The organism is Actinoalloteichus hymeniacidonis, assembly GCF_014203365.1.
Classification (GTDB): domain Bacteria; phylum Actinomycetota; class Actinomycetes; order Mycobacteriales; family Pseudonocardiaceae; genus Actinoalloteichus_A; species Actinoalloteichus_A hymeniacidonis.
The window spans coordinates 4,294,004-4,320,434 of sequence record NZ_JACHIS010000001.1 but is presented as its reverse complement, the minus strand read 5'-3'; the positions used below and the strand labels follow the sequence as shown (position 1 = coordinate 4,320,434).

Sequence of the window (26,431 nt, the reverse complement as noted above, 5' to 3'; positions counted from 1 at the left end):
CCGGGCGCCTTCCTCGTCTGTGGGCCGGTTGGCGAATGGGTGAGCGGTGTCGGATCAGCCCTGCACCCAGCCGCGAAGACGTGAGCGGTCCTCCGGCTCGGGGCGGCTCTGCCGATCGTCCGGCTCGGAGTGCCCGGTGCCCTGGCCCTGGTGCTGCCCGGGCCAGTCCCGGTAGCCGTGCAGGGCGCCCTGTACCGCCTGGGAGACCCAGGAGTTCAACGACACGCCCTGGGTGGAGGCGGCGCGCTCCGCCTTGGACTTGAGTTCGTCGAAGAGCCGAAGCGTGATGCGGCTGATGTCGCCGCCGTCCGTCGGCGGGGGCGGCGGGGGAGGCGGCGGCGGGCCCGCCTGCTCGTTCGAGGAGCGCGGAGTGCTCCGCGTGACGACCACCTGCACGTCGCGGCCGGCGAGCCGGACGTCGACCACGTCGTCATCCAGCGCGGCCGTGACCTCGGCGGCGAGGTCGGACAATGCGTTCATCAGGGCGAGACGGGCGGCGGGTTGCAGCGCGGCGGCCAGTTGCGCGGCTGCGCGTCGGGTCTGCTCGTCCGACGTCGCGGTCGCGGCGGTCAGATCCTGTCGGAGCTGTTCGACGTACGGGGTGAGGTCCATGACGCCATGGTGACATCACGATGGTGTCTTTGCAAGGTCGATATGGCGTCAGCTGACGCCGATGCCGCCGTCATCGGTACTGACCGTTACGATTCGGCCCGCGCCGAGGGAGTCGCCGGTCGGCGCGGTACATGAATTGTCGCCGGTCGACGTCGGCACGAGGCGTGAGCGCACTGTGTCTAGAGGGAAGTAGGTGGACGTGACCGAGCTGGTGTCGCCGAAGGTGCAACTGATCGCGAAGACCGAGTTCACGCCACCCGAGGACGTGCCGTGGACCACCGACGCCGATGGCGGTCAGGCCCTGGCCGAATTCGCGGGACGCGCCTGCTACCAGTCGTGGCGCAAGCCCAACCCGGCCACCGCGACCAATGAGGGCTACCTCCGACACATTCTGGAGGTCGGTCACCTCTCGGTGCTCGAGCACGGCAGCGTCAGCTTCTACCTGACCGGGATCTCCCGGTCGCTGACCCACGAGCTGATCCGGCACCGGCACTTCTCGTACTCGCAGCTGTCCCAGCGTTACGTCCCCGAGCGCGACGCGGCCATGGTCGCGCCCGACGTGATCGCCGAGGACCCCGAGCTGCACGAGCGTTTCCTCGCCGCAGCCGAGGCCAGCGTGGCGGCCTACAACGATCTTCTCGAAGGCCTGCAGAAGAAGTTCGCCGACATCCCCAACCCGACGCTGCGCCGCAAACAGGCCAGGCAGGCCGCGCGCGCGGTGCTGCCCAACGCCACCGAGACCCGCATCGTGGTCACCGGCAACTACCGTGCCTGGCGGCACTTCATCGCGATGCGGGCCACCGAGACCGCCGACGTGGAGATCCGCGCCCTGGCGGTGGAATGCCTGCGACAGCTGCAGAAGGCCGTGCCCAACGTCTTCGGTGACTTCGACATCGCCGAGCTGGCGGACGGCACCGAGGTGGCCTCCAGCCCGTACGTCACCGAAGGCTGACCCGGTCGACCATTCGACGCGGGCGGACGCTGCTCCGAACGGGGCGGCTCCGCCCGCTCGGTGAATCGGCGGCGGATCGGATGTCTCGAACCGCGATCGAACCGGGCGGGTTCGGCGGGCGGAGACGTCCGCCGTCGGCGGTGCCGGGCCCGGCCGAATCCGCTCTCGGATCGGCCTGATCAGCCAGAACACCGACCACATCGGACCATGCCTCGGTCGGCGAGCGCAGCCGGATTCCCGCCGTTGCGGGCTCATTGCGTCCCGGCCGATCCCACTGGGCGAAACGACCGGGGCGGGCCCCGTGCAACCGCACGCGCGGACCGCCTGCCGTACCTGCTGGACCACTAAGAGAGACGGTAGCGTCACCCCCATGACCGGATGCCCCACCGCCTTGCCCGGCAGGCCTTTCGGCCGGGTGCTGACCGCGATGGTCACCCCGTTCGACGCCGAGGGCGCGCTCGATCTCGACCTCGCCCAAGAACTCGCCGTGCACCTGGTCGACAACCAGGGCAACGACGGACTGGTGATCAACGGAACGACCGGCGAATCGCCGACGACCACCGACGCGGAGAAGATAGAACTCATCCGGGCGGTCACCGACGCGGTCGGGGATCGGGCGACGATCGTATCGGGTGCAGGAACCAACAACACGCACCATTCGGTGCAGCTGGCCAGAGACGCGGAGAAGGCGGGTGCCCACGGGCTGCTCGTCGTCACGCCCTACTACTCACGGCCGCCGCAGGAAGGGCTGATCGCCCACTTCACGACGGTGGCCGACGCGACCGACCTGCCGGTGATGCTCTACGACATCCCGCCGCGCTCGGTGGTGCCCATCGAGGTCGAGACCCTGCGGGTGCTCGCCGAGCATCCGCAGATCATGGCGGTGAAGGACTCCAAGCACAATCTGTGGGCGGGCAGCGAGATCATCGCCAGCACCGACCTGGCCTACTACTGCGGCGAGGACCCGCTCAACCTGCCCTGGCTGGCCGTCGGTGCCGTCGGGTTCGTGAGCGTGATCGGCCACGTGGTCGGCGACCGGCTCAAGCTGATGCTCGATGCCTTCGAGGCAGGCGACACGGCCAAGGCCAGGGAGATCCACGAGAGCATGCTGCCGGTGTACCTCTCGATGAACCGGATGGGCGGCACCATCTTCGCCAAGACGGCCCTGCGGCTGTGCGGCTTCGAGACGGGACAGCCGAGGCTCCCGCTCCCCGCTCCGTCCGATGAGGAGGCGCGGTTGATCGCGGCCGATCTGTGGGAGGCGGGACTCGTCCTGGTCAATCCGAACACCATGGCCGAGACGGCCCCGAAGGCAGGCGAGCAGTGACACTGACGGCGACGGATCAACGTGGGGCTCCCGGACCGCTTCCCGAGGGGGCCTTGCGCATCGTCGCGCTCGGCGGGATCGGTGAGGTCGGCAAGAACATGACCGTCTTCGAATACGACGGACGGTTGCTGGTCGTCGACTGCGGGGTGCTCTTCCCCGAGGACGACTCCCCGGGGGTCGACCTGATCCTGCCGGACTTCCGGGCCATCGAGGACCGCATCGACGACATCGAGGCGCTCGTCCTCACCCACGGTCACGAGGACCACATCGGCGCGGTGCCGTTCCTGCTGCGCCTGCGCCCCGACCTGCCGGTCGTCGGCTCCCGCTTCACCCTCGCGCTGCTGGCCGCCAAGTGCAAGGAACACCGCCAGGTACCCAAGCTGCAGGAGGTCCGGGAGGGCGAGCACACCCGGCACGGCTCCTTCCAGTGCGAGTTCTTCGCGGTCAACCACTCGATCCCCGACGCGCTGGCGGTGGCGATCCGGACCCCGGCGGGCACGGTCCTGCACACGGGTGACATCAAGCTCGACCAGTTGCCCCTCGACGGGCGGCTCACCGACCTGGCCGGCTTCTCCCGACTCGGTGACGAGGGCGTCGATCTCGCACTGGTCGACTCCACCAATGCCGAGGTCCCCGGATTCGTTCCGCTGGAGCGCGACATCGGGCCGGTGCTCGACGGCGTGATCGGCAAGGCCACCCAGCGCGTCATCGTCGCCTGCTTCGCCAGCCATGTGCACCGAGTGCAGCAGGTCCTCGACGTCGCTGTCGCCCATCGACGACGAGTGGCCTTCGTGGGCCGTTCGATGGTCCGCAACATGGGCATCGCCGTCGATCTGGGTCTGATCAAGGTCCCCGAGGGCCTGCTGATCGATCTGGACGAGGCGCTGCAGCTTCCGGAGAGCCGGGTCCTGCTCGTCTCCACCGGATCGCAGGGCGAGCCGCTGTCGGCCCTGTCGCGGATGGCCAGGGGGGATCACCGACAGATCTCGATCCGATCGGGCGACACCGTCGTCCTCGCCAGCTCGCTCATCCCCGGCAACGAGACCGCCGTGTTCGCCGTGGTCAACGGCCTGGTCCGGCTGGGCGCGCAGATCATCCACCAGGCCAACGCGAAGGTGCACGTCTCGGGGCACGCCTCGGCGGGCGAACTGCTGTACCTCTACAACGCGCTTCGTCCCAGCAACGTGATGCCGGTCCACGGCGAGTGGCGCCACCTGCGGGCCAACGCGGCGCTGGCCGAGGCCACCGGCGTGCCCGCGAGCCGGACCGTGATCGCGGAGGACGGCGTCGTCGTCGACCTGATCGACGGGATCGTGCAGATCGCGGGCCGAGTCGAGGTCGGCCACGTCTATGTCGACGGACTCTCGGTCGGCGACGTGGGGGAGTCCACGCTGTCCGATCGGCTGGTACTGGGCGAGGGCGGTTTCATCGCCATCACCGTCGCGATCGAATCGCAGACCGGCCGGGCCGTCGCACCGCCGACCGTATCGGGCCGGGGGTTCTCCGACGACCCCAAGGCGCTGGACGAGGTCGTAGCGCTGGTGGAGTCCGAGCTGTCGCGCACCGAGGTCGAGGGCATCACCGATCCGCATCGGGTCGCCCAGGCGGTGCGCAGGGTCGTCGGCCGTTGGGTCGCGGCCACCTACCGGCGCCGACCGATGATCATCCCGACGGTACTGCCGGTCTGAGCCTCCCATCCGGTTCCAACGGCGCCCCCGACGAGCAGTCGGGCGGCGCCGGCCGGACGGCAGACGTGCACGCTCGGCTACGTCTCAGAGTGATGTTCACACCGGAATCCGTGCGGTTCGTGTGGTGCCTGGGGCCGCCTACTACCGTATGACACATGGCTGGGCGGACCACGACCTCGGGTAAGAGCGGCACGCGAAGTCGGAGCACGTCGAAATCGGGGACCACGAGCCGATCGGGAAGCCGGACCTCCGCCCGGCGACCTGCCGCGAAACGGACGTCCACCTCCGGGCGACGCAAGGGCTCGGTGACGACCCTGACGCTGCTCAAACGCGGCGCGGGCAGTGTGATCCGCGCGGTGGCCAGGACCAAGGAACTCGATCCCGAACACCGACGTGACGCCCTGGGCATGGTCCTGATCGGACTCGCCATCGTGGCCGCCCCCGCCGTCTGGTGGCAGGCAGCAGGGCCGGTCGGGGCCTGGTTGGACGCCGCCCTGCGTAGTTTCCTCGGCGTCGGCGCCATCGCCTTCCCGGTCGTGCTGTTGGGCATCGGCTTCTCGTTGATGCGGACCGAGCCGCAGCCGGAGAACCGCCCCCGGCACACGGTCGGCTCGCTGCTGGCCATCCTCGGCATCCAGGGCATCCTGCACCTGATGACCGGTGCCCCCACCGATCCGGCCGACTGGCGTGACTCGGCGGGTGTCGTCGGCTTCATCCTGGGCGGACCGCTCGGCCAGGGCCTGACCGCCTGGGTCGCGGGCCCGTTGCTCGCGTTGATCTGCGGTCTGGGCCTGCTGATCCTCACCGGCACCTCGGTGCGCCGCATTCCCGAACGACTCCGGGAACTGGCCGGACTCTCCGACCCGGATCAGCCCGACTCTCGACTTCCGGTGGACACGGACCCGATCGAGCCCGTGCCCACCCGTACTCGGCGGCCCGCGCGGCGGCGGCAGTCCAGCGCGGCGCAACCGGCCTCGGAACAGGCAGTTGAGGCCGAGGAGTCACCGACCGAAGCCTCGGTGGGAGCCGCCGCGCTCAAACCCAAGCCGAGGACCAGGAAGACCCAGCCCGCAGCGACCACCGCCGTACAGCGGACGGCGGGCCTGCCGGAGCCCGAGGACACGGTGGCGGCGCAGGCGGCGGATGCCTCGGCGAGCGCCGGCTCGGCGGGATCGGGCTTCGCGCCCGTCCGAGCGGTCGAGGGCGACTACCGGCTACCTCCCGCCGAGTTGTTGAAGGCGGGCGACCCGCCGCGAGCCCGCAGCAAGGCCAACGAGTCGATGATCGAGGCCATCGGCGGGGTGCTGGAACAGTTCTCGATCAACGCGCAGGTCACCGGATTCACCAGGGGGCCGACGGTCACCCGCTACGAGGTCGAGCTCGGCCCCGGGGTGAAGGTCGAGAAGATCACCGCGTTGACCAAGAACATCGCCTACGCGGCCGCCACCGACAACATCCGACTGCTGGCCCCCATCCCAGGCAAATCGGCGGTGGGCATCGAGGTGCCCAACAGCGATCGCGAGATGGTGCGGCTGGCCGACGTGCTCTACTCGCCGATCGCGGTCGGCGACGAGCATCCACTGGTCATCGGGCTGGGCAAGGACATCGAGGGTCACATGCTGACCGCGAACCTCGCCAAGATGCCGCACCTGCTGTGCGCCGGTTCCACGGGATCCGGTAAGTCCAGCTTCGTCAACTCGATGCTGGTCTCACTGCTGGCCCGGGCCACCCCTACCGAGGTACGGATGATCCTGATCGACCCCAAGATGGTCGAGCTGACGCCGTACGAGGGCATCCCGCACCTGATCACGCCGATCATCACCCAGCCGAAGAAGGCCGCTGCGGCGCTGAGCTGGCTGGTCGACGAGATGGAACAGCGTTACCAGGACATGCAGGTCAACAAGGTGCGGCATGTCGACGACTTCAACCGCAAGGTCCGCAACGGCGAGATCACCGCGCCACCGGGCAGCGAACGCGTCTACCAGCCCTATCCCTACATTCTGGCCATCGTCGACGAGCTCGCCGACCTGATGATGACCGCGCCGCGCGATGTCGAGGACGCCATCGTGCGTATCACGCAGAAGGCTCGGGCCGCGGGCATCCACCTGGTACTGGCCACCCAGCGGCCCAGCGTCGACGTGGTCACCGGCCTGATCAAGACCAATGTGCCCTCCCGGTTGGCCTTCGCCACGTCATCGCTGACCGACTCCCGGGTGATCCTCGACCAACCCGGCGCCGAGAAGCTCATCGGGATGGGCGACGGGCTCTACCTCCCCATGGGTGCCTCCCGCCCCGTCCGGATGCAGGGCGCGTTCATCACCGACGAGGAGATCTCGGCGGTGGTCGCCTTCGCCAAGGAGCAGGCGACGCCGGAATACCAGGACGACGTGACGGCCGCGAAGGCCGGCGAGAAGAAGGAGATCGACGCCGATATCGGCGACGACCTGGATGTGCTGTTGCAGGCGGCCGAGCTGGTGGTCACCAGTCAGTTCGGTTCGACGTCGATGCTGCAGCGCAAACTGCGGGTCGGGTTCGCCAAGGCGGGCAGGCTGATGGATCTACTGGAGAGCCGTTCGATCGTCGGCCCGTCGGAGGGCTCCAAGGCGCGCGATGTGCTGGTCAAGCCGGACGAGTTGGACTCGGTACTGACCCTGATCAAGGGCGGCGATCCCGACGGGGAGTGAGCGGGCGATCCGAAGGCTGGTGCGAGCCCCCAGGACGCGCACCAGCCGGACGACTCTTCGCTGATCAGCCGACGGTCAGCGTGGCCTTGGCCACCGCCTCCGCAGTGCTGGCGCTGGAACCGCCGAAGTTGCGGACGGCGTGGTAGTAGACGTCGGCGGTGCGCTCGCACGCCCAACCGCCGCCGCACACCGAGTACATGTCGTCGCGGAAGTTGTCGTCGATCCGCAGCCGGTTGGCCTCGGTGAATCGACCCTGGAGCTTGTAGTTGCGGTAACCGAAATCGTGCCGGTGGCAGGAATTGAGGAACTCGTAGCCGAATGGCTCGTCCGGCGACCACGAGCAGCCGTCGGAGCTCCAGTCCACCTGGCCGGAGTGCGGCGCCTGGCTCCGGGTGGAGACGAACTGGCTGAGCGAGGCGTTGTACAGCTGGTTGTCGGTGAACGACTGCAGTTCGGCGGGCGGCAGCGCCGCGTTAGCCGTTCCGGTACCCAGGAAAAGGGCGGCTGAGGCGAGAGTTGCGGCAACGGCCGCCTTCACGGCGCGACGCAGGGTGGTGGCCACGAAATCTCCTGTTGGTCATGGATGCTGGTAGAAGATTTCTAACCGTTTCGTTCAGGTAAAGCCAGGTCCGAGGCGGGATGCGCGAATGAATAGGGGGTGCGGGCAAAGCGCAATCCCCTATAACACGGCGGAATTTCACCACCCATCGTGACGGATCGTCGAGAGTGGAATCGGTCAACGTCCGAACGGGTGGTTCACAGCGGCAGGGTCAACAGCATTCGACTGTTCCCCAGCGTGTTGGGCTTGGCGTACGGCAGGTCGAGGAACTCCGCGACTCCCTCGTCGAGGGAACGCCGCATCTGCTCGTAGACCTCGGGGGACACCGGTGTGCCGTCGATCTCGACGAATCCATGGGCGCCGAAGAACGCCGTTTCGAAGGTCAACACGAAGATCCGCGGCAGGCCCAGCTCCACCGCCAGCTCGATCAACCGGGCGACCACCCGATGACCGATGCCGGTGCCCCGCGCCGCAGGTGCCACCGCGACGGTCCTGATCTCGGCGAGGTCCTCCCACAGCACGTGCAGCGCGCCGCAGCCGACGATCTCGCCGTCGAGCTCGGCGACCCAGAACTCCTGAACGCTCTCGTAGAGCGTCACCAGTTCCTTGGTCAGCAGCACCTTGCCCGCGTAGGCGTCCACCAAGGCCTTGATCGGGCGAACATCGGCGATCCGGGCACGTCGAACGAGGACAGCTGGCTGTGGTGGCACAGCGGAAAGACTAGTCCTCGGCCCACGACGTCCCGCCGGGCGAGAAAGAACATCAACCTGATGCCGTAGCGGCCCTCCCCATCCGGGTTGATCGATCGGTGGGTTCGTCCTCGGCCGGCGGGTCGGGGGTCCGGTTCTGCGGTACACCTGCATCAGGACCGGTCCACGGGGAGAACGGTGGTCTTGACGATGCTGCGGCGATTCCGGCTGGGAAACCATCGTTCGTTCCACCATGCGCAGGACTGGCGACTGTCCGGCGACCACGACACCTCGGCACGGCCGGTGGCCGGTGTCTACGGGGCCAACGCCGCAGGGAAGTCCAACCTTCTCGACGGGCTGCGCTTCATGGCGCTGGCGGTGACCGGTTCCTTCGACCGCTGGCCGGAGGACGGCGGCGTTGCCCGCAGGCCGTTCCGGCTCGACCAGGCCGCCGCGCTGCGACCGTCCTCCTTCGAGGTCGAGCTCGTCATCGATGGCGTCGGCTTCGGCTACGGATTCGACGTCGACGACGAGAAGGTGCGTCACGAGTGGCTGCACCGCGAATCGGCGGGGCAACGGCGACTGTTGCTGGACCGGGACGTCGAGGGAGTCCGGCACGTCGCAGGAGAGTCGGAGTCCGAGCTCGAACGGGCAGCGGTGCTCGGTGCGCTGACCCGACCCAACACCCTGCTGCTCAGCGTCGCCGCCCAGTCCCATCTCGACTGGGCACTGCCGGTCTATCGGTGGTTCGCCCGACAGCTGGTCTTCGTCGACGTCTCCCGCCGCTCGGCCGCCCAGCACCACCTCGTCGACCTGCTCCGCACGAGTCCCGAGCTGCGAGCCCCGCTCGTCGAACTGCTGCGCCTGGCCGATCTGGGCATCGCCGATGTGGTCCTGGAGGAGGAGGTGTTGCATCAGGACCCGCTGGTCGCGGGCCTGCTGGAGCGCTTGCAGTCAGCGCACGCCACCACCTCCGGCCTGCCGGACGAGGACACCGCCGCCGGCCCCGATTTCGGTCTCGACGTGCCGCTGGATCCGTCCGAGGCATCGGCCGCGCGCCTGGCGGCGAACGCGGCGGCGCGGACCCCGTCCCGTGAGGACGAGTCGAGATCGGCGGCCTTGTTCTTCGCCCACGGGGCGGGCCGAACCCGCTTCGAGTGGGAGGAGGAGTCCGAGGGCACCCAGTCGTGTCTCGAACTGCTGCCGCAGGTGCTGCGCGCACTGATCCATGGGCGCACGCTGATCGTCGACGAGATCGACACGAGTCTGCATCCCGGTCTCACCCGTCGACTGGTCGCGTTGTTCCGGGATGCGGCTGCCGCGGGCTATGGCGGGCAGCTGTTGTTCACCACCCACGACACCACCCTGATGCGCACGCCGATCGCGGCGGACGGGCTGGACCGCGAGGAGATCTGGTTCGTGGACAAGGACGCCGCAGGCTCCTCGACTCTGCATTCGCCTGCGGAGTTCCGGGTCACCGATGGTGCGCAGCGCGGCGGCCCGGCGACCGAGGCGTCGGAAGAGGGCATCGAGGCGGCTTATCTGGCGGGACGGTTCGGGGCGATCCCCGTCGTCGACGGTGCCGACTTCCTCGCGGCGGTGCGGGCGGCGATCGACGCTGGTCGTCGCCACGAGGGTTGAGGCGATGCGGATACGGGCGGCACCGTGCCGCCGAGGAGGCGACCGGCTGTCCGTAGTGCGTCGACCGCTCGGAAGAGAGCGGATCCGTGAGATCGGGAACCATCCGGCACCCGTGGCCGTTGAGGTGGAAGCGAGCGGGATCGCGTTGTTCTCGCCGGCGGCGACGCCCGAATCGGTCGGGCTCTCCGGGCGCAACGACGAACGACACGCCGCCCGATCGGCGGAACCGCTCCACCAGCGGGTGAAGACCGATCAAGGGCACCAATGCCCCGTGAGGTCTTCGGCGGCTGGTGTCCACCGTTACCCTTGGGGCGTGCCGCCACCTCCCGCCACTCGCCGCGTCGCCATGGTCACCCTCGGATGCTCCCGAAACGAGGTGGACTCCGAAGAGCTGGCCGGTCGGCTCTCGTCCGACGGCTGGGACCTGGTCGAGCCGGACGGGCCGGAGCAACCGGACGTCATCATGGTCAACACCTGCGGATTCATCGAGTCCGCCAAGAAGGACTCCGTCGACACGCTGCTGGCCGCCTCCGACACCGGCGCGAAGGTCGTCGCCGTCGGGTGCATGGCCGAGCGCTACGGCGTCGAGTTGGCCGACCAGCTTCCCGAGGCCGACGCCGTGCTGGGCTTCGACCACTACCCGGCCGTCACCGATCGCCTCGACGACGTGCTCGCCGGGCGGACCCTCGCCTCCCACACCCCGACCGACCGTCGACTGCTGCTGCCGATCTCGCCCGTCGAGCGACCGGCCGCATCCGACGAGGTCACGGTTCCCGGCCACGCCTGGGGACCGAAGGTCCTGCGGCGCAGGCTCGACGACTCACCCGTCGCACCGCTCAAGCTCGCCTCCGGCTGCGATCGTCGCTGCACCTTCTGCGCGATCCCGTCGTTCCGTGGCGCCTTCGTCTCGAGGCAGGCGCCCGAGATCCTCGCCGAGGCGGCCTGGCTGGCGGAGCACGGCGTCCGCGAGCTGTTCCTGGTCAGCGAGAACTCCACCTCCTACGGCAAGGACCTCGGCGATCTGCGGGCGCTGGAGAAGCTGATCCCGCAGCTGGCGGCGGTTCCCGGCGTGGACCGAGTGCGGGTGTCCTACCTGCAACCGGCCGAGACCCGTCCCGGCTTGATCTCGGCGATCGCCTCGACGCCCGGCGTCGCGCCCTACTTCGACCTGTCGTTCCAGCACTCCAGTGAGTCGGTGCTGCGCCGGATGCGGCGCTTCGGATCGACGAGCTCCTTCCTCACCCTCATCGACCAGATCCGACAGCAGGCACCGCAGGCGGGGCTGCGCAGCAATGTGATCGTCGGCTTCCCCGGGGAGACCGAGGAGGACGTCGCCGAACTGGAGGACTTCCTCACCAGGGCTCGACTCGACGTGGTCGGTGTGTTCGGCTACTCGGACGAGGACGGCACCGAGGCTGCGGACTTCGACGACAAGATCGACGCGGATGTGGTCGCGGAGCGCGTCGCGCGGGTCTCCTCCCTCGTGGAGGAGTTGACGGCGCAGCGCGCGGAGGAACGCATCGGCGAGGAGGTCATCGTGTTGGTGGAACGGACCGAGACCGAGGACGAGGACTGCGCGGGTCGTGCCGCGCATCAGGGGCCGGAGGTGGACGGGGAGTGCGTGTTCAGCGACCCGACCGGCCTGAAGGTCGGTGATCTGGTTCGCGCCAGGGTCATCGGCTCCGAGGGCGTCGACCTGATCGTCGAGCCGTTGAGCGCGGATTCGGGAGGGCGGCAGCCATGACCGCAGCCGCCGACGACGCCGTCGAGCCGACCCCCGCACCGACGCCGGTGCCCGTCGTGAACATCGCCAACGCGCTGACGGTATTCCGCCTGCTGCTCGTCCCCGTGTTCCTGTTCGCCCTGCTGGGTGATCACGAGGGCAGCACCACCTGGCGCCTGTTGGCCACCGGCATCTTCCTGCTGGCCGCCGCCACCGACCGCCTGGACGGCGACCTGGCCCGCAAGCGCGGACTGATCACCGACTTCGGCAAGATCGCCGACCCGATCGCGGACAAGACCTTGATCGGCGCCGCCCTGATCGGGTTGAGCATGCTCGGCGACCTGCCCTGGTGGGTCACCGGCACGATCCTGGCCCGCGAGTTGGGCGTCACCCTGCTCAGATTCTGGGTGATCCGTCACGGCGTCATCCCCGCCAGCCGGGGTGGCAAGGCCAAGACCCTCGTGCAGATCGTCGCGATCGTGCTGCTGCTGCTGCCGTTGCCCGCGAGCTTCGCCATCGTGGTGGGCGGTGTCATGGCGGTGGCGGTCCTGCTGACCCTGATCACCGGCCTGGACTACGCCGTGCGTGCGGTCAAGATGCGTGCCAGAGGGCGTCGGGCGACTGCGGGAGCTCCGTGACCTCGGACGAACCCGATGATGGCACCGACGGGTCCGCCGCCGAGTCTTTCGAGGTCGACGTGGCGACGACCGCGTTGAGTCGGGTCGTGGACACGCTGCGTGCCAGGGGGCAGACCCTGGCGCTGGCGGAGTCGCTGACCGGCGGCCTGCTCGGCGCCGCCCTGACCTCGATCGCAGGCGTCAGCGATGTGTTCCGAGGTGGGCTGGTGGTCTATGCCACCGATCTGAAGATTCGGCTCGCGGGGGTCGACGCCGAGGTGCTCGCCGAGCACGGGGCGGTGCATCCGACGGTCGCCGAGCAACTGGCGACCGGGGCGCGCGATCGGTGCCTGGCCGACTGGGGGATCGGCGTGACCGGTGTCGCCGGCCCCACGGCTCAGGACGGTGCCGCGCCCGGAACGGTGCACGTCGCGGTGTGCGGTCCGACACGTCTGCTGGTGCGCTCGGCCCGGTTGGCAGGCGATCGGAGTCGGGTGCGGCATGGTGCGATCGACCTGGCCTGCGGACTGCTGGCCGACGTGGTGATGCAGGATGCACGATGAACCGGTCGTCGGGGTCGCCCACCCGCCACGTGGTGGCGGTCGGGAACAACCAGGCGTCGCCACACGTTCGACGAGGGCGGACCTGGGATTGAAGAATCGCTGACGGTGCCTGCCGGGCTCGGTACGGTGGTCTCACGGCGGAAGGAGACACAGGATGGCCGTCTTGCTGCGGGAGGCTATCGGCGAGCGGCTGCGCCATGAGCGCACCGCCCAACGCCGAACCCTCCGCGAGGTGTCGCGTATCGCCCGGGTGAGCCTGGGATACCTCTCCGAGGTCGAGCGGGGGCGCAAGGAGGCATCGAGCGAGCTTCTCGCTGCGATCTGCCATGCCTTGGAACTCGAACTCGCTCGGCTGCTCGACGATGTGGCCACCGATATCCGAGGCGAGCTCGACTCGGAGACCGTGCCCGTCCAGGCCGCCGCCACGAGCGTGGAGCGGGCGCCCGGACATGGCACCGGCGACATCGAGGGTGGTCGCCTGGTGCCCTCGGTGATCGGCGCGGATATGCGGGTCCAATCGGATATGCGAGTTCAACCGGTTCGGGGACGCGCCCGTCTCGGTTCGACGATGCAGATCACCAACAAGGTTGTGGTGGCGGCGTGACGGATCGCCGCCGGAAATGTCCGGCGATTCCCTAGAATCGACTGCGTTGCCGTTTCTCGGTGTCGCGAGGTGCGCGCCGGGAGTCGGGGTCTGCGAATCGGCAGACGGCGGTCAGGACGGGAGAGACACGGTGTTGACCACTATCGTCGCGGTAGCGGCACTGTGCGTGATCCTGGTCCTCGTGCTGCTCGTCATCCAGGCACGTCGAGCGGCCGACCGTGCACTCGCGGGGCGCCTTCCCACCGATCGTGGCGCTGCCTCGTCGGGCACGGCGGGGTTGTGGCACACCCGGGGCAGGCGGGCCATCGAGAGTCTCGAGGAGCTGACGCGTTCACGGCCGGAACTCTCCGGAGTCCGAGCCGACGCGGAGGCCGTCCTGGCCGAGTTGCGCGACACCGCGCATCGAGTCGCGGTACTCGACGAGGTCATCGCGTCCGTCCCCTCTCCGGAGCTGGCGGCGAGCCGCGATCGGCTGGCCGCCTCGGCGGCCTCCAGTGGTGAGGACGAACGCGCGGAGATCCTGGACGCGGTGCGCGCGGTGGATCACACTCTGGAATCGGACCGTCGACGCCGCGCGGTGCGCGACGCCTTGTTGGCGGAGATGCACGCGACGGTGACCGGTCTGGAGGCGGCGGCACTCGAGGTCCGGGAGTGGGTCTCGCCGACGGATCCGGCAATGGATGCGGTCGATCGGGAATACTCGATGCCATCCGATCAGCCCGCAATGCCTGCGGACCGAGCACGCGAGCGATTCTCGGCGACGCCACAACGCTCCAGCGCATCGGTTGAGCTGGCCGAACGGTTACAGGGTCTGCGGGAAGGACTGGTCGAGGTGCGGCGATTGCCGGATCGAGGTTCGCCGCCCGCTCAGGGAAAGCCCTGATATCGACCGGGGGCGGTGGAAGCAGAAGAGCGCACCTGACACGATGTAATGGGAATCGGAACCGGGTCAGTGCTCGGAAGCGGTCAAGGTGATATCCGAGTGGTTAGAGAAGGCAGGCGGAGGAGATGGCCAACCCGTTCGTGAAAGCTTGGAAGTACCTGATGGCGGCGTTCTCGTCGAAGATCGACGAGCATGCCGACCCGAAGGTGCAGATCCAGCAGGCCATCGAGGAGGCACAGCGGCAGCACCAGGCTTTGTCCCAGCAGGCCGCAGCCGTCATCGGTAATCAGCGCCAGCTGGAGATGAAGCTCAACAGGCGCCTCGGTGACGTGGAGAAGCTCCAGGCGTCGGCGCGGCAGGCGCTGGTCATGGCAGAGGACGCCATGGCGAAGGGAGACGCGGAGAAGGCGCAGCAGTACGAGAACAGCGCCCAGGCATTCGCCGCCCAGCTCGTCAGCGCGGAGCAGGAGATCGAGGATCTCAAGAGCCTCCACGATTCGGCGATCCAGGCTGCGGGCGAGGCCAAGCAGGCCGTCGAGCGCAACTCGATGCAGCTCCAGCAGAAGATCGCCGAGCGCACCAAGCTGCTCAGCCAGCTCGAGCAGGCGAAGATGCAGGAGCAGGTCTCGAGCTCGTTGCAGAGCATGAGCGAGCTGGCCGCGCCGAAGAACACCCCGAGCCTCGACGAGGTCCGGGACAAGATCGAGAAGCGCTACTCCACCGCCATGGGGCAGACGGAGCTGGCGAAGAACTCGGTGCAGGGCCGGATGCTGGAGGTCCAGCAGTCCACCATGGACATGGCGGGGTCCTCGCGGTTGGAGCAGATCCGTGCATCCATGCGCGGTGGCGGCGCCGCAGGCGAGGTCACCAGCGGACAGGCTGCGCCGCAGCCGGCCACGCAGGCCATCCAGCAGCCCGGGCAGCAGCAGCCGGGCCAGGCGTGAGCGTCTGATCACTGATGGCCGGCGACAAGCCCGATTGGGCTAAACACGCGGCCTCGATCGGCAAGTTCGGCAGCGAACTGGCCGGCGAGGTGAGTCGGGGTGTCTCCACGTGGCGCGATCCGCGGGCCAAAGCGGAGCGCAAGCGCAAGCGCGCGAAGCGGGGACTGAAGCTGCGTATCGGGCTGGCCGCCATCGCGGGTACGGCCGCGTTCTTCGTCGCAGACGGTCCGGAGATCGAGTTCCCCGAGATCGCACTCGGCGGTATCGCGGTCGTGTCGTCGGTGTCGGCCGTCTCCTCGGGGATCCGGGTGCAGAAGCTGTACCGCACCCCGCTGCCTGCCGCGAGCGTGCCACCACCGGAGCTGCCTCCGGTGTCCTCGGCGGCCCGCGCTCCGATGCAGCGCCTTATCGCGGCGGAGTCCAGCCTCGGTGAGCTGCTGGATCGGCTCGGCGAGCCGACGAAGGGGGCGGCTTCCGTGCCGTTGGACGTCGTGGTGCAGACCCGGCTGACGGCCGTGGATGCCGCTTCGGCGGTGCGGGACGGCGCCGACCGGTTACAGGCGGTGGAACGAGCTGCGCAGGCAGCACCGGCCACCGAGCGTGCGTCGCTCTCCTCGGAGATCCGGCGCTTGGAGCGCCAACTGGACGAGAGCGTGGACGGCTACGGACGTCTGGTTGCCGAGGCGGGTCGGGCGGTGGCCGCATCGGCCAGCGCCGAACCGCAGACCGCTCTGACCGACGCATCCGACCGGTTGGCCGGTCTGGCCTCGGCGTTGCGCGAGCTGTCCCGAGGGGTCGAACGCTGAGTCGTCGCTCCGCCACAGGCACTGGGTTCGGGGTATCACGGGGTGGGCGGATGTCGATCGAGGGGATCTCTCCCTTGATCGACCCCGCCGTTCTCGACGCATCGGGTAGTAGACGCCCCGCCCGCCGTGCTTATCTCGGCCTTGCATCGCCTGTATGGACTAGTTCCGAAGCGGCGAACTCGCATTTATCTTACTTTCTGTGATCATTGACTGACTGTTGGCCGTGGTGCGAAGACTTTTCTTCGTACATACGAGTGATATCGGATAGTTATCAGTCAAGATTGGCTACAACCCGTGGCAGGATTCGTCACTACAGCACCTGTCGGGGGTGAGGTATTTGGCGCTGTGGGCTGTCCGAGATGGCGGTCGCTCGGTCCGAGACGGTGGCGCTGTCGCTGCCGATGAGCGACTGAGCTGGCCGATGACGATCGGTTTCGGTTTACAACACGTTTTCGCGATGTTCGGCGCGACGGTGTTGGTGCCGTTGCAGACGGGGTTTCCCGTCACCACCACGCTGCTCTTCTCCGGCCTCGGCACGCTGCTGTTCTTATTGGTCACGCGTAACCGGGTGCCCAGCTATCTCGGCTCGTCCTTCGCGTTCGTCGCGCCGCTGAGTGCCGCGCAGCTGGACGGCGCGAGCCCCGCATTACTCCTCGGCGGTGTGCTGGTGGCGGGCCTGTTGTTGGTCGCGGTGGGCATCGCGGTGAAGGCGTTGGGCGCCCGGCTGCTGGACTCCCTGATGCCTCCGGTGGTGACCGGTGCCGTGGTCATGCTGATCGGCTTCACCCTGGCCCCGATGGCGGCGCAGGACGTCGCGGAGCAGCCGGGCATCGCGCTGATCACCCTGCTCTGCATCATCGGCATCGCGATCCTCGGTAGGGGGATGCCCGCCCGGTTGTCGGTCCTGTTGGGTGTGCTGGCGGGCTGGGTGCTGGCCCTGGCCATCCACGGCTTGGACGACGATGCCCTCGCCGATCTCGCCGCGGCCCCGTGGATCGGTGTCCCGGAGTTCACCGCTCCCGTGGTGTCGCCGTCCGTGACGCTGATCGTCCTACCGGTGATCCTGGTCGTCGTCGCCGAGACCGTCGGCCATGTCAAAGCGGTCGCCGCCGTCACCCGCCGCGATCTGGACGGCAGCGTCGGCGACGCGCTGATCGGCAATGGACTGGCCACCGCGTTGGCGGGCGCGGGCGGCGGCTCGGCGACCACCACCTACGCCGAGAACATCGGCGTCATGGCGGCCACCAAGGTCTATTCGACCGCGGCCTACCTGATCGCTGCGTTGATCGCGATGCTGTTATCGCTGTCCCCGAAGTTCGGTGCGCTGATGCTGACGATGCCGGTGGGCGTGCTCGGCGGCGCCACCATGGTGCTGTTCGGTCTGATCGCGCTGATCGGGGTGCGCATCTGGCTGGAGGCGCGCATCGACCTCTCCGACCCGGTGAACCTCCTGGTCGCCGCCGCCGCGCTGATGGCGGGGATCGGCGACCTGACCTTCTCGGTGGCGGGTGTCGAACTCGGCGGGATCGTCTGGGGTTCGCTACTGGCGGTCGTGCTGCATCCGATTCTCACCAGACTCTCCCGACACCGCAGGTCCGGCGGGGCCTGACCCGCCGCCCGCCTGCGGTGCCTCTCGCAGGGGGCGCGGGCGGGTGACGCGGTCTAGTCGTCGTCTGCTTCCTCGGAGCGCTGCCTGCTGCGGCGAGCCCGCCCGGATCTCAACACCCGCGCCAACAGCAGGTTGAACGCCAGGGACACCTCGCGGGCGCCTGGAGTGCCCCACTGGTGGATCGGCATGCACGCGCCCTGGGCCTGCTGCACGGCGAGCCGGTCGGGCATCACGACCGGCATCACCAGCGGCCCGAAGATCTCCCGCAGCTCGTTGATCCGGAACTGGTGCTCATGCGAGCGAGGGCGGACTCGGTTGACGACGACACCCAGCGGTTGGAGATCGGGGTTGTGCTCGTCGCGTTCGTTCTGGACCGCCTCGAACGCCCGTTGGACACCGGAGACCGCGAACATCGTCGGCTCGGCGACCAGCAGGGCGCGATGCGCGGCGACCAACGCGGACCTGGTGAGCCTGCCCAACGACGGCGGGCAGTCCAGTAACACGAGTTGGAAAGGGCGTTCCTGGGCGATCTCGAGATCGTTGACCGACCCGAGCACCCTCGACAGGGTGGAAAGCCGGTTCAGATTGGGATCCGGGACGTTGTGCAACTCCGCATCCTCGGCACCCACCAACACGTGGACGTCCTCGCCCCAGCCGCTGGGCACGATCGCGGAGCCCACGACCGATGGACTCGGGTCGGCGAGGACATCGGCGAGATCGGTCTCCGATTCGCCGGGTTCCAAGGCCGACGTCGCATTGCACTGCGGGTCGAGATCGACGACCAGGGTGCGCAAGCCGCGTCGCATGGCTGCCGAAGCCAGTCCTAGCGCGACGGTCGTCTTGCCCACACCACCTTTCAGGCTCAGGACTGCCACGGTATGCACGGGGTGCAGCCTACGGGCAGCAGCCTGCCACGTATGCAGTGCAAGGGGTGGTCTTGTGTAACGGGACCGCAACCCTCGGGTCGGAGCCGGTTGGGCTAAGGCGCGCATGCAGGGCCGTTACGCTTTGCGGCATGCGTTCAGAGGCCGTCCACCGCGCGCTGATCGCCGAGCTCGCCGCCGCGCGAGCTCGGAGTGCGGACCGCGTTCCCCGTGTACTCGACGTCGGCGGTGGCACCGGTGTGTGGGCGGTGCCGCTGGCTGCCTCGGGTTGTGCCGTCACCGTCGTCGACTCCAGCCCGGACGCCTTGGCGACCCTGCGCCGCCGCGCCGCCGATGCCGGGGTCGCCGATCGCGTGCGTGGTGTGCAGGGCGACATCGAGACACTCGCCGACCTGGTGCCCGCGGGCGAGGTCGATCTCGTACTCGGGCACGACGTGCTGGAGTTCGTCGAGGACCCCGCCGTGGCGCTGTGTTCGCTGGCCGAGGTGCTGGTGCCGGGCGGCGCGGTCTCCATCCTGGTGTCCAACCGCTACGCGGCGGTGATCCACCGCACGCTCGCGGGCAGGTTGGACGAGGCGCGCGAGCTGCTCACCGATCCGGCGGGTCGATTGGGCTCGCAGGACGGCGGACCCGGCCGGGATCGGTTGCTTCGTCGTTTCGACGGGCCGGGGCTGGCGGGGCTGCTGTCGGCGGCGGGTCTCGTCGTCGAGACCCTGCAGGGCGACGGGGTGCTCTCCGACCTCATTCCCGGTTCCGCCTCGACGACCGGGACGGGTAACGCCGACACGGCCGCCGAGTTGGAGGCGGCCGCCGTCGGGCATCCCGCGCTGTTGGCCACCGCCAGCAGGCTGCATGCCGTGGGTAGACGGAATGTGGGCCCAAACCTCTGATTTGCCCCGTCTTGCTCCGATCGGACGAAACCGCTGTTCATCGAGGGTGTGTCCTCGATTCCTGCTCGATCCGAGTGGAGTTCGTGGCATTTGGAAACGGTCCGGTGCCCGGACCGGGTAGTCGAGGCGTCCCGTGCCTCGTATCCTTAGTGATGACACCCCACGCGAGGTGTCCGCCGGGGTCTAAGGCCACGAGACCATCCGGTGCCCGCGACCCCAGTGCCGGAGGAGGAGCAATGCCACTCTCCGAGCACGAGCAGCGACTGCTCGATCAGATCGAGCGCGCGCTCTATGCCGAGGACCCGAAGTTCGCTTCCAGCGTGCGCGGAGCACGGCTGCGCAAGCCCGCCAGGCGGCGTCGCCTGCAGGGCATTGCATTGCTGGTGGTGGGTCTCGTCATGCTGGTGCTGGGGGTGGTCCTGCCGGTTCGACTGGCAGACATCCCGGTCATCAGCGTCCTCGGCTTCCTGCTCATGTTCGGTGGTGTCGCCCTGATGCTGGTCGCGCTCCGCTCCACACCTGCGGAGGGCGAAGAGCAACAGGACGAGCCAGCAGAAGGGAGTGCGGCACCGCCGCGTCGCCCGAGGAGTTCCTTCTCGCAACGTATGGAGGAGCGCTTTCGGCGTCGTATGGACGGTGATCGCTGATCGTTCCGATCACCGTTTCTCCCGGTGAGCAACGGTGATCGGAACGGCGGTCTCGACCGGTCGTCCGATCGGACAGCGGTCGCGGACCGTCGTACCGCGTGGGACGGGTAACCGCCCCACACCCCCTGATCGAACACTCACTCCAGGACGACGGAACGGTCCCGACGTCCCCATCGATTCGGGTAGATCACGCCCGGGCCGACGCGGGCCGTAGCACCGAACGCGGGAGCAACCGGGCCGTCCAGGACATCGGGGCGGTCTGCCGCAGGCACCGGGTGAGCGTGTGCACCGCCTCGATCAGCCCGACGTCGGCTTGTCCGGCTCGGCCGTACCAGTCCCGTTCCACCGCCGCCACCAGTGCGTCTAGCGCCTGAGCTCCCCGGGGGTCCAGCGCGAACCGGGTGGTCAGCCTGCTCGCAGCCATCCGCACCGTCTCGGTACTGCCGATGTCGACGCCGCGATCGCCTGCCTCGGCGATCAGCTCGCGCCAAGCGGCACTCGCCGCACCCGGACCTGCGGCCGCGATGAGCCGCAGCCGCGCGGCGCGCTGACTCGACCGGAGTATCGACGGCCCGAACAGGGCCGCCGCCGCAGCCAACGGCACGAGCGGTGCCCACCACCAGCCCGCAGCGGCGACCGGGCTCAACAACCACCACAGCCACGGCAGCACCACGGCCATCGAGGTGAACAACAGCACCGCGCGCAGCAACGGCATCCCGTTCTCGGCCGCCGACCCGGGGCCGGTCGGTGCCCGCCCGCGCCCGGCCGAACCGCGCAGCATGAGCAGGGCCGCGACGGCGGCGGTCACCAGCGCGAGCGCGGTCAACACCCAGAGCGGCATCGGAGGGGCACCCCTGCCCGGCGAATCGGTGCCACCGCCCACCGCGAGGTCCTCGGTGGTCGTCTCCTCGGGGGATTCGGTGGTGGTCTCCGGTTCGTCGGTGGGGGCGACGTCCTCCTCGGTCTGCTCGATGTCCTCGGGCGCGTCCGGTAGGTCCTCGTCGAGGTACTCGGGCGTGATCATCCGGCCGTCCGAGGGGGTCGGTTCGAAGGTCACCCACCCGACGCCCTCGAAGTAGCCCTCGACCCAGGCGTGCGCCTCCCTGGTCCCGATGACCCGGTAGTCGCCCGCGTTGTACCCGCCGGTGAAACCGAGCGCGACCCGGGAGGGGATGCCCACGGTCCGCAGCAGCGCTGCCAGCGCCGAGGAGAACTGTTCGCAGTAGCCGGTTCTGGAGTCGAGGAGGAAGTCGCTCAGCGCGTCGGAGTGGCTGCCCTGTTCGGTCTCCAGGCTGTAGGTGAAACCGTTCTCGGGGTCGGTGAAGTAGTCGTTGAGTGCCTTGGCCCGGTCTGCCGCGGTCGGCGCGCCCGCCGTGATCTCCTCCGCCAGCGCGACGACCTCGTCGGGGATGCCCTCGGTCACCAGGTATCGCTCGTCGACGCTGACCGGCTCGGGCGCCGCCTGCAGGTCCGCGAACGAGGGGACGTGCAGCGAGGTCTCCACCGTGTAGGGCTCGGCGACCTGACGGTCTCCGAACACCACCCCGGTGCGCTCGTCGTAACGCCAGGTCTCGTCGACGTCGGTCAACGCGGTCGGCAGCCCGTAGACCGGTAGCCACGGGTCCTCGAAGTTGGTCGGCTCGATCTCGATGCTGGTCGTCTCCGTCGGAGCAGGCGTGCCCACGGGCAGCGGCAGCTGCCCGCCTGCGGGTCCGCCGTCCTGCAACGGACCCATCTCCCAACCCTCGCCTGCTACGTACTGATCGAGCGTGAACAAGCGCAGATAAGCTGGATTCTCCAGGCCGCGTACCCGGAACAGCTCCACATCGCGCTGGTTGAGCTGCCCGCGCAACGAGGTGAACGGTTGGAAGCCGACGCTCTGCGTTCCGTCCCGGGCGCCGGGGATCCGCCCATCGGTGCCGATGAAGGTCAGGGTCGATCCGACGCCCAGCGCCAGCACCGCGACCAGAGCGGTGATCCCGACGGCGGCGGACTTGCCGGGGGCGATCGCACCGGAGGAGCCCGCACCGCCCGCTCGCCGCCAGCCCAGAGCCCGGAGCCTGCCGTTCACCGCGAGCAGCATCGAGAAGCCCACGACGCCGAGGACGAAGGTCCACCAGGGAAGCATGTCGGAGGCCAGCGATGCGGGCACCGCGAACACGGTGAGCAGGACCAGCCCTGCGGCCGCAGGTGCTCGCACCGACACGGTGAGCAGGTCGACCAGGATGGCCATCAGGCCGATCGTGGCCACCAGGACCGCTGTGATGGCCGCCGTCGTCTCGATCGGCGACACTCCGACTCGAACCTCGGCGGCCGCCTGGACCAGCAGCGCGAGCAGATCATCGACCGATTCCGGCGTCGGGATGACCGCCAGGAAACCCTGCCTGCTGAAGATGGCGGTGATAAGGAAGATCAACACGATGAGCTGGAGCGTGGCGACCAACGGGGTGGGGACGCGCAGCGTGCGCAGCAGGATGCCGGTGCTCACCACGGCGACGACCGCGACCATGCAGAACAGCAACCACGTCATCGGTGTGACGACTCCGGAGATCGCGGTCGCCGCGCAGATCACCGAGGTGCCCGCGACGACCGCGGTCGTGGAGTCCTGCTCCCATGTGGTCCACGACGCGCTCATGCGTTCCTCCCGATGTCTGCGGCGTAACCCGCCGCCGGCCGCCACGCGTCGGCCTGGCACAGTTCGGCCCAGATCGTGGTCATCGCCTGATTCGGTTGTGCGATCGCCACCGACCATCCCGCCGCGCGGAGCAACGCCGCAGCGGGGGCCGGGTCGGGCGCGGCAGGCTGGTCGGAACCGGCCCACGCCCGGACGTCCAGGAGGACGGCCGCACTGCGCAGGCCCCTCGGCCGGTGCCGGGCCAGTTCCTCGGCTGCGCCGGGCGTGACCGCGCCGAGCACGGCGAAGGTCTCCTGTCCGAAGCCGGGATCCGAGATCCAGTGCAGGTCCCGTCGGTGGGAGGCGGGCAGCATCGCGAGCGCATCGAGCACGACGGTGTCGTCGTGGCCGCCGTCGCCGGTGCCGCCCGCGAGGACTCGACCATCGTCGGTGCACAACCGGACCTCGTGGCCGAACCGGTGCAGGTGGACGCAGATGCTGGCGGTGAACGAGATCGCCCACTCCAGACTCGCGGCCGGGCCGATGCCCCGATGCGCGGCGCTGCGGGTGTCCAGCAGGACCGTGGTGCCGCCTCGCCAGGGGCGGTCCTCGACCCGGACCATCAGCTCGTCCCGTCGCGCCGTGGATTTCCAGTGCACCTTGCGCAGGTCGTCGCCCTGGCGATAGGGCCGAATGATCGCGTCGTCCTCGCCCTGTCCGGAGCGGAGTCGGATCGAGCCGTCCTCACCCGAGCCGAGCCCCGAACCGCCCGGCAGTCCCCGCAATGGGTAGACCGGGGGAACGACTATCAGCGAGGAGGTCCCTGCGGTCTCCTTGTCGTACTCGGCCAGGCCGAAGGCATCGGTGACCTTGAGCGACAGCGGCCCGACACGATGCAAGCCCCGGACGCCGGGTCGGATCCGATAGCTGAGCAGCAGCGGCCTGCGGTGATGCGGGCGCGGCGTGAGGAACCGAGGGCTCTCACCGACCGCGTTGGGTACCGCGTCCTCCAACAACAGCGACCCCGCCCGCAGCCTGCCGCGCCCCCACAGCCGTAGCCGCACCTCGGCGCCGTGCGCGACCTGCACGCGGGTCGGGGCGACCATTCGCTCCACCGCGACGCCTGCGCTGGACCGGCTGGCGAAGCCCGCCGCCACCAGCGGCAGCAGGATGGTGAACAACGCGACCCGCATGAGATCGCGTTCGTTCAAGACCATGGCGCACAGCGCCGCAGCGATCCCGGCGGCCAGTAGACATCGCCCCCGGGTGGTCAGTCCTGCCAGTGCCCTGCGCATCGTCCGCCTCGAACTCGACATCGGTGGCCGGTGGGCGCCACGGTCGCGGTGCCCACCGACGAGAAGACTCAGCCCTGCATCGCCTGTGCGGGCCAATGGTTGGGCTGTGCGGGTGGAGCCTGGCCGTTTCCGCCGCCGTGTGGGACCGGAACACGTTGCAACAGGGCGCGGACCAGTTCCGCCGCAGTACGCCGGGCGGCATGGGCCTCGGCGGTCAACACCAGCCGATGAGCCAGCACCGGGATCGCCACCGCCTGCAGATCGTCCGGAACGACGAAGTCGCGACCCAGCAGCGCGGCCTGCGCACGGGCGGCTTTCACCAGATGCAGGGTCGCCCTCGGCGATGCACCCAGCCGGAGCTCCGGCAGACGCCTGCTGGCTGCGACGAGCTCCACGGCATAGCGTCGGATCTCGGTCGCCAGATGAACGCCGCGCACCGCCTTGATCAGGCCGAGGATATCGCCGGAGGTGGACACGGGTCCCAACTCGGACAACGGGTCCGGTCCCGAATGCTCGTCGACCATCGCCAGTTCGGCCTGCGGGTCGGGATAGCCGATGGAGACGCGGCAGGTGAAGCGGTCGCGCTGCGCCTCGGGGAGGGCGTAGGTGCCCTCCATCTCCACCGGGTTCTGCGTGGCCACCACCATGAACGGCCTGCCGAGCGGGTACGTGTTGCCGTCCACCGTCACCTGGTGCTCGGCCATGCACTCCAACAGCGCCGACTGGGTCTTGGGCGAGGCACGGTTGATCTCGTCGCCGACGACGATGTTGGCGAACACCGGGCCGGGGCGGAATTCGAACTCGGTGTTCTGTCGGTTGTAGATGGAGACACCGGTGATGTCGCTCGGCAGCAGATCCGGGGTGAACTGGATCCGACTCACCGTGCAGTCGATCGACTTGCCGAGTGCCTTGGCCAGCGAGGTCTTGCCGACGCCCGGCACGTCCTCGACGAGCAGGTGCCCCTCGGCGAGGAGGGTCACCATCGCCGTGCGAACCACCTCGGGTTTGCCGACCAGCACGCGTTCGACGTTGGAGGCGATCGCCCCGGCCGCTCGCTGTACATCGCTCAACCCGGGGATCGGCCGAGTCTCGACCGGAGCGACGTGCTGTTCGATCGGCGGTGCGGGGGGATGAGTACTCGGCGTCACACGACCTCCTGTGCTTTGCGGTGCCGCCGCAGCCGGTGGTCGACCCGGGAGTCCGTCAAGCGCGATTACGGCGATGGCCGAATGCGCCTTCCCGGTGGGCGAGCACATCCATTGGCGATCCTGCACCGAGCGGCGAGCAGCGTTACATCCAGTCTGTCAAACCTTGGTGCGGTCACCCAGGGCGGTTGTGCGAACTCGTGGCACCGGATTGGGATTCGCTGGTCGGTCGGCCGCCGAGCGCGCGTGCCCCACTTCCCACCACCCGCGAGGACCGTCGCCGCCGCAGCCGATACCGAGTGATGGCGGTCAGGCGTGGCATGAACGGGTGGACCGGCGGTGCAGCCGGGGGATCCTCGGCGTGGGTGCCCCACGGTGCTCCACCAAGGACTCGGCTCGTTGACCTGCGCAAACATTGCGGTCGCAAGTGGAAGGTGTCGTCTTCTCGCGTTGACTGTGGTGCGAAGTGGGGTAATGTGGCCGCCGGTGGGGCAGACGGGAGCCCTGCCGCCGATCGCGTGGGATCGGTGGGGAGGTGGCGTAGATGTTCCTCGGTACACACACCCCTCGGCTCGACGACAAGGGAAGGGTGACGCTGCCTGCTCGGTTCCGGGATGCGCTCGCAGGTGGGTTGATGATCACCAAGGGGCAGGACCACTGCCTCTTCGTCTTCCCCCGCGCGGTCTTCGAGGAGATGGCCGACAAGGTCGCCCAGGCCCCGTTCACCAACGAGGCCGTCCGTGCGTACCAGCGGTATCTGTTCGCGGGCACCGACGAACAACGCCCCGATGGGCAGGGGCGGATCTCGATCACCTCGGACCTGCGGCGCTATGCGGGGCTGGCCAAGGACTGCGTGGTGATCGGCGCGATCAGCAGGTTGGAGATCTGGGACGCCTCGGCCTGGGAGCGATACCTGGCGGATCACGAGGACGCCTATGCGCAGGCCAGGGAGGAGGTCCTGCCCGGAGTCTTCTAGTCTCCGGCGGAGTTCTTCGCGACTGCGATGAGCGTGGTTCGGATGCTGTGAGGCCTCGGTCCGCTGTACTCACGGTCCT

23 protein-coding genes are annotated in these 26,431 nt (G+C 68.9%); 16 read left to right on the top strand and 7 right to left on the bottom strand.

What is annotated here, in order from left to right; translation table 11 throughout:
* Positions 1-54: 54 nt before the first annotated feature.
* Positions 55-612, bottom strand: a complete 558-nt coding sequence (locus BKA25_RS17890; RefSeq protein WP_069848166.1) for a toxin-antitoxin system HicB family antitoxin — start codon at positions 610-612, stop codon at positions 55-57.
* Positions 613-811: 199 nt separating this feature from the next.
* Between BKA25_RS17890 and thyX the strand changes: the two genes are divergently transcribed.
* The 4 genes from thyX (at position 812) to BKA25_RS17870 (ending at position 7,263) form a co-directional block, all read left to right on the top strand.
* Positions 812-1,564 carry an FAD-dependent thymidylate synthase gene (gene thyX, locus BKA25_RS17885; protein ID WP_069853484.1) on the top strand — a complete coding sequence of 251 codons (753 nt, stop codon included), beginning with the start codon at positions 812-814 and terminating at the stop codon, positions 1,562-1,564.
* A gap of 370 nt (positions 1,565-1,934) precedes the next feature.
* Positions 1,935-2,891, top strand: coding sequence for a 4-hydroxy-tetrahydrodipicolinate synthase (dapA, locus tag BKA25_RS17880; RefSeq protein ID WP_069848168.1), 957 nt, complete (start codon positions 1,935-1,937; stop codon positions 2,889-2,891).
* Entirely contained in the window at positions 2,888-4,579 is a 1,692-nt protein-coding gene (locus BKA25_RS17875) for a ribonuclease J (RefSeq protein WP_069848169.1), read from the top strand. The genes dapA and BKA25_RS17875 overlap by 4 nt, the downstream gene beginning before the upstream one ends.
* A 155-nt stretch (positions 4,580-4,734) precedes the next feature.
* A complete protein-coding gene (locus BKA25_RS17870) occupies positions 4,735-7,263 on the top strand; it encodes an FtsK/SpoIIIE family DNA translocase (protein ID WP_069848171.1) in 2,529 nt (842 codons plus the stop codon).
* A gap of 64 nt (positions 7,264-7,327) precedes the next feature.
* On the opposite strand, the gene BKA25_RS17865 is transcribed toward BKA25_RS17870, so the two are convergent.
* Positions 7,328-7,825, bottom strand: a complete 498-nt coding sequence (locus tag BKA25_RS17865) for a phospholipase (RefSeq protein ID WP_069848173.1) — start codon at positions 7,823-7,825, stop codon at positions 7,328-7,330.
* 194 nt (positions 7,826-8,019) lie between these two features.
* Positions 8,020-8,532 (bottom strand): amino-acid N-acetyltransferase, encoded by a 513-nt coding sequence (locus BKA25_RS17860; RefSeq protein ID WP_069848175.1) that lies wholly within the window; start codon positions 8,530-8,532, stop codon positions 8,020-8,022.
* A gap of 177 nt (positions 8,533-8,709) precedes the next feature.
* On the opposite strand from BKA25_RS17860, the gene BKA25_RS17855 reads away from it, so the two are divergent.
* From BKA25_RS17855 to BKA25_RS17815, 9 genes are all read left to right on the top strand, one after another.
* A complete protein-coding gene (locus BKA25_RS17855; protein ID WP_069848177.1) occupies positions 8,710-10,152 on the top strand; it encodes an AAA family ATPase in 1,443 nt (480 codons plus the stop codon).
* Between the two features lie 346 nt (positions 10,153-10,498).
* Complete coding sequence (gene rimO, locus BKA25_RS17850; protein WP_069848179.1) at positions 10,499-11,896, top strand: 30S ribosomal protein S12 methylthiotransferase RimO; 1,398 nt, start codon at positions 10,499-10,501, stop codon at positions 11,894-11,896.
* Entirely contained in the window at positions 11,893-12,513 is a 621-nt protein-coding gene (gene pgsA, locus BKA25_RS17845; protein WP_069848181.1) for a CDP-diacylglycerol--glycerol-3-phosphate 3-phosphatidyltransferase, read from the top strand. Before rimO ends, pgsA begins: the two co-directional genes overlap by 4 nt.
* Before the next feature lie 59 nt (positions 12,514-12,572).
* Entirely contained in the window at positions 12,573-13,055 is a 483-nt protein-coding gene (locus BKA25_RS17840) for a CinA family protein (RefSeq protein WP_069853485.1), read from the top strand.
* A 154-nt stretch (positions 13,056-13,209) separates the two neighbouring features.
* On the top strand, positions 13,210-13,659 hold the full coding sequence (locus BKA25_RS17835; RefSeq protein ID WP_069848183.1) for a helix-turn-helix domain-containing protein: 450 nt from the start codon (positions 13,210-13,212) through the stop codon (positions 13,657-13,659).
* 130 nt (positions 13,660-13,789) lie between these two features.
* Positions 13,790-14,542: a hypothetical protein gene (locus tag BKA25_RS17830; RefSeq protein ID WP_069848185.1), complete on the top strand. Its 753-nt coding sequence runs from the start codon at positions 13,790-13,792 to the stop codon at positions 14,540-14,542.
* Positions 14,543-14,667: 125 nt separating this feature from the next.
* Positions 14,668-15,486 carry a PspA/IM30 family protein gene (locus BKA25_RS17825; RefSeq protein ID WP_069848187.1) on the top strand — a complete coding sequence of 273 codons (819 nt, stop codon included), beginning with the start codon at positions 14,668-14,670 and terminating at the stop codon, positions 15,484-15,486.
* 14 nt (positions 15,487-15,500) lie between these two features.
* The gene (pspM, locus tag BKA25_RS17820; protein WP_069848189.1) at positions 15,501-16,292 is read left to right on the top strand and encodes a phage shock envelope stress response protein PspM; all 792 of its coding nucleotides are present in this window, start codon (positions 15,501-15,503) and stop codon (positions 16,290-16,292) included.
* Between the two features lie 421 nt (positions 16,293-16,713).
* On the top strand, positions 16,714-17,901 hold the full coding sequence (locus BKA25_RS17815) for a uracil-xanthine permease family protein (protein ID WP_084642787.1): 1,188 nt from the start codon (positions 16,714-16,716) through the stop codon (positions 17,899-17,901).
* A 53-nt stretch (positions 17,902-17,954) separates the two neighbouring features.
* Here the strand turns inward: BKA25_RS17815 and BKA25_RS17810 are convergent, their stop codons facing one another.
* Positions 17,955-18,785, bottom strand: coding sequence for a ParA family protein (locus tag BKA25_RS17810; protein ID WP_069848191.1), 831 nt, complete (start codon positions 18,783-18,785; stop codon positions 17,955-17,957).
* Between the two features lie 131 nt (positions 18,786-18,916).
* On the opposite strand from BKA25_RS17810, the gene BKA25_RS17805 reads away from it, so the two are divergent.
* The gene (locus BKA25_RS17805; protein ID WP_069848193.1) at positions 18,917-19,675 is read left to right on the top strand and encodes a class I SAM-dependent methyltransferase; all 759 of its coding nucleotides are present in this window, start codon (positions 18,917-18,919) and stop codon (positions 19,673-19,675) included.
* Positions 19,676-19,911: 236 nt separating this feature from the next.
* Positions 19,912-20,322 carry an SCO2097 family morphological protein gene (locus tag BKA25_RS17800; protein WP_069848196.1) on the top strand — a complete coding sequence of 137 codons (411 nt, stop codon included), beginning with the start codon at positions 19,912-19,914 and terminating at the stop codon, positions 20,320-20,322.
* A gap of 187 nt (positions 20,323-20,509) precedes the next feature.
* Here BKA25_RS17800 and BKA25_RS17795 read toward each other — a convergent pair whose 3' ends face one another.
* The 3 genes from BKA25_RS17795 to BKA25_RS17785 all read right to left on the bottom strand — a co-directional run bounded on the left by BKA25_RS17795 (position 20,510) and on the right by BKA25_RS17785 (position 25,379).
* Complete coding sequence (locus tag BKA25_RS17795) at positions 20,510-22,957, bottom strand: transglutaminase TgpA family protein (protein ID WP_069853487.1); 2,448 nt, start codon at positions 22,955-22,957, stop codon at positions 20,510-20,512.
* Entirely contained in the window at positions 22,954-24,231 is a 1,278-nt protein-coding gene (locus tag BKA25_RS17790) for a DUF58 domain-containing protein (protein WP_069848197.1), read from the bottom strand. Before BKA25_RS17790 ends, BKA25_RS17795 begins: the two co-directional genes overlap by 4 nt.
* A 68-nt stretch (positions 24,232-24,299) precedes the next feature.
* A complete protein-coding gene (locus BKA25_RS17785; protein WP_069848199.1) occupies positions 24,300-25,379 on the bottom strand; it encodes an AAA family ATPase in 1,080 nt (359 codons plus the stop codon).
* Positions 25,380-25,920: 541 nt separating this feature from the next.
* On the opposite strand from BKA25_RS17785, the gene mraZ reads away from it, so the two are divergent.
* Positions 25,921-26,352 carry a division/cell wall cluster transcriptional repressor MraZ gene (gene mraZ, locus BKA25_RS17780; protein WP_069848201.1) on the top strand — a complete coding sequence of 144 codons (432 nt, stop codon included), beginning with the start codon at positions 25,921-25,923 and terminating at the stop codon, positions 26,350-26,352.
* The last annotated feature ends 79 nt before the right edge of the window (positions 26,353-26,431 follow it).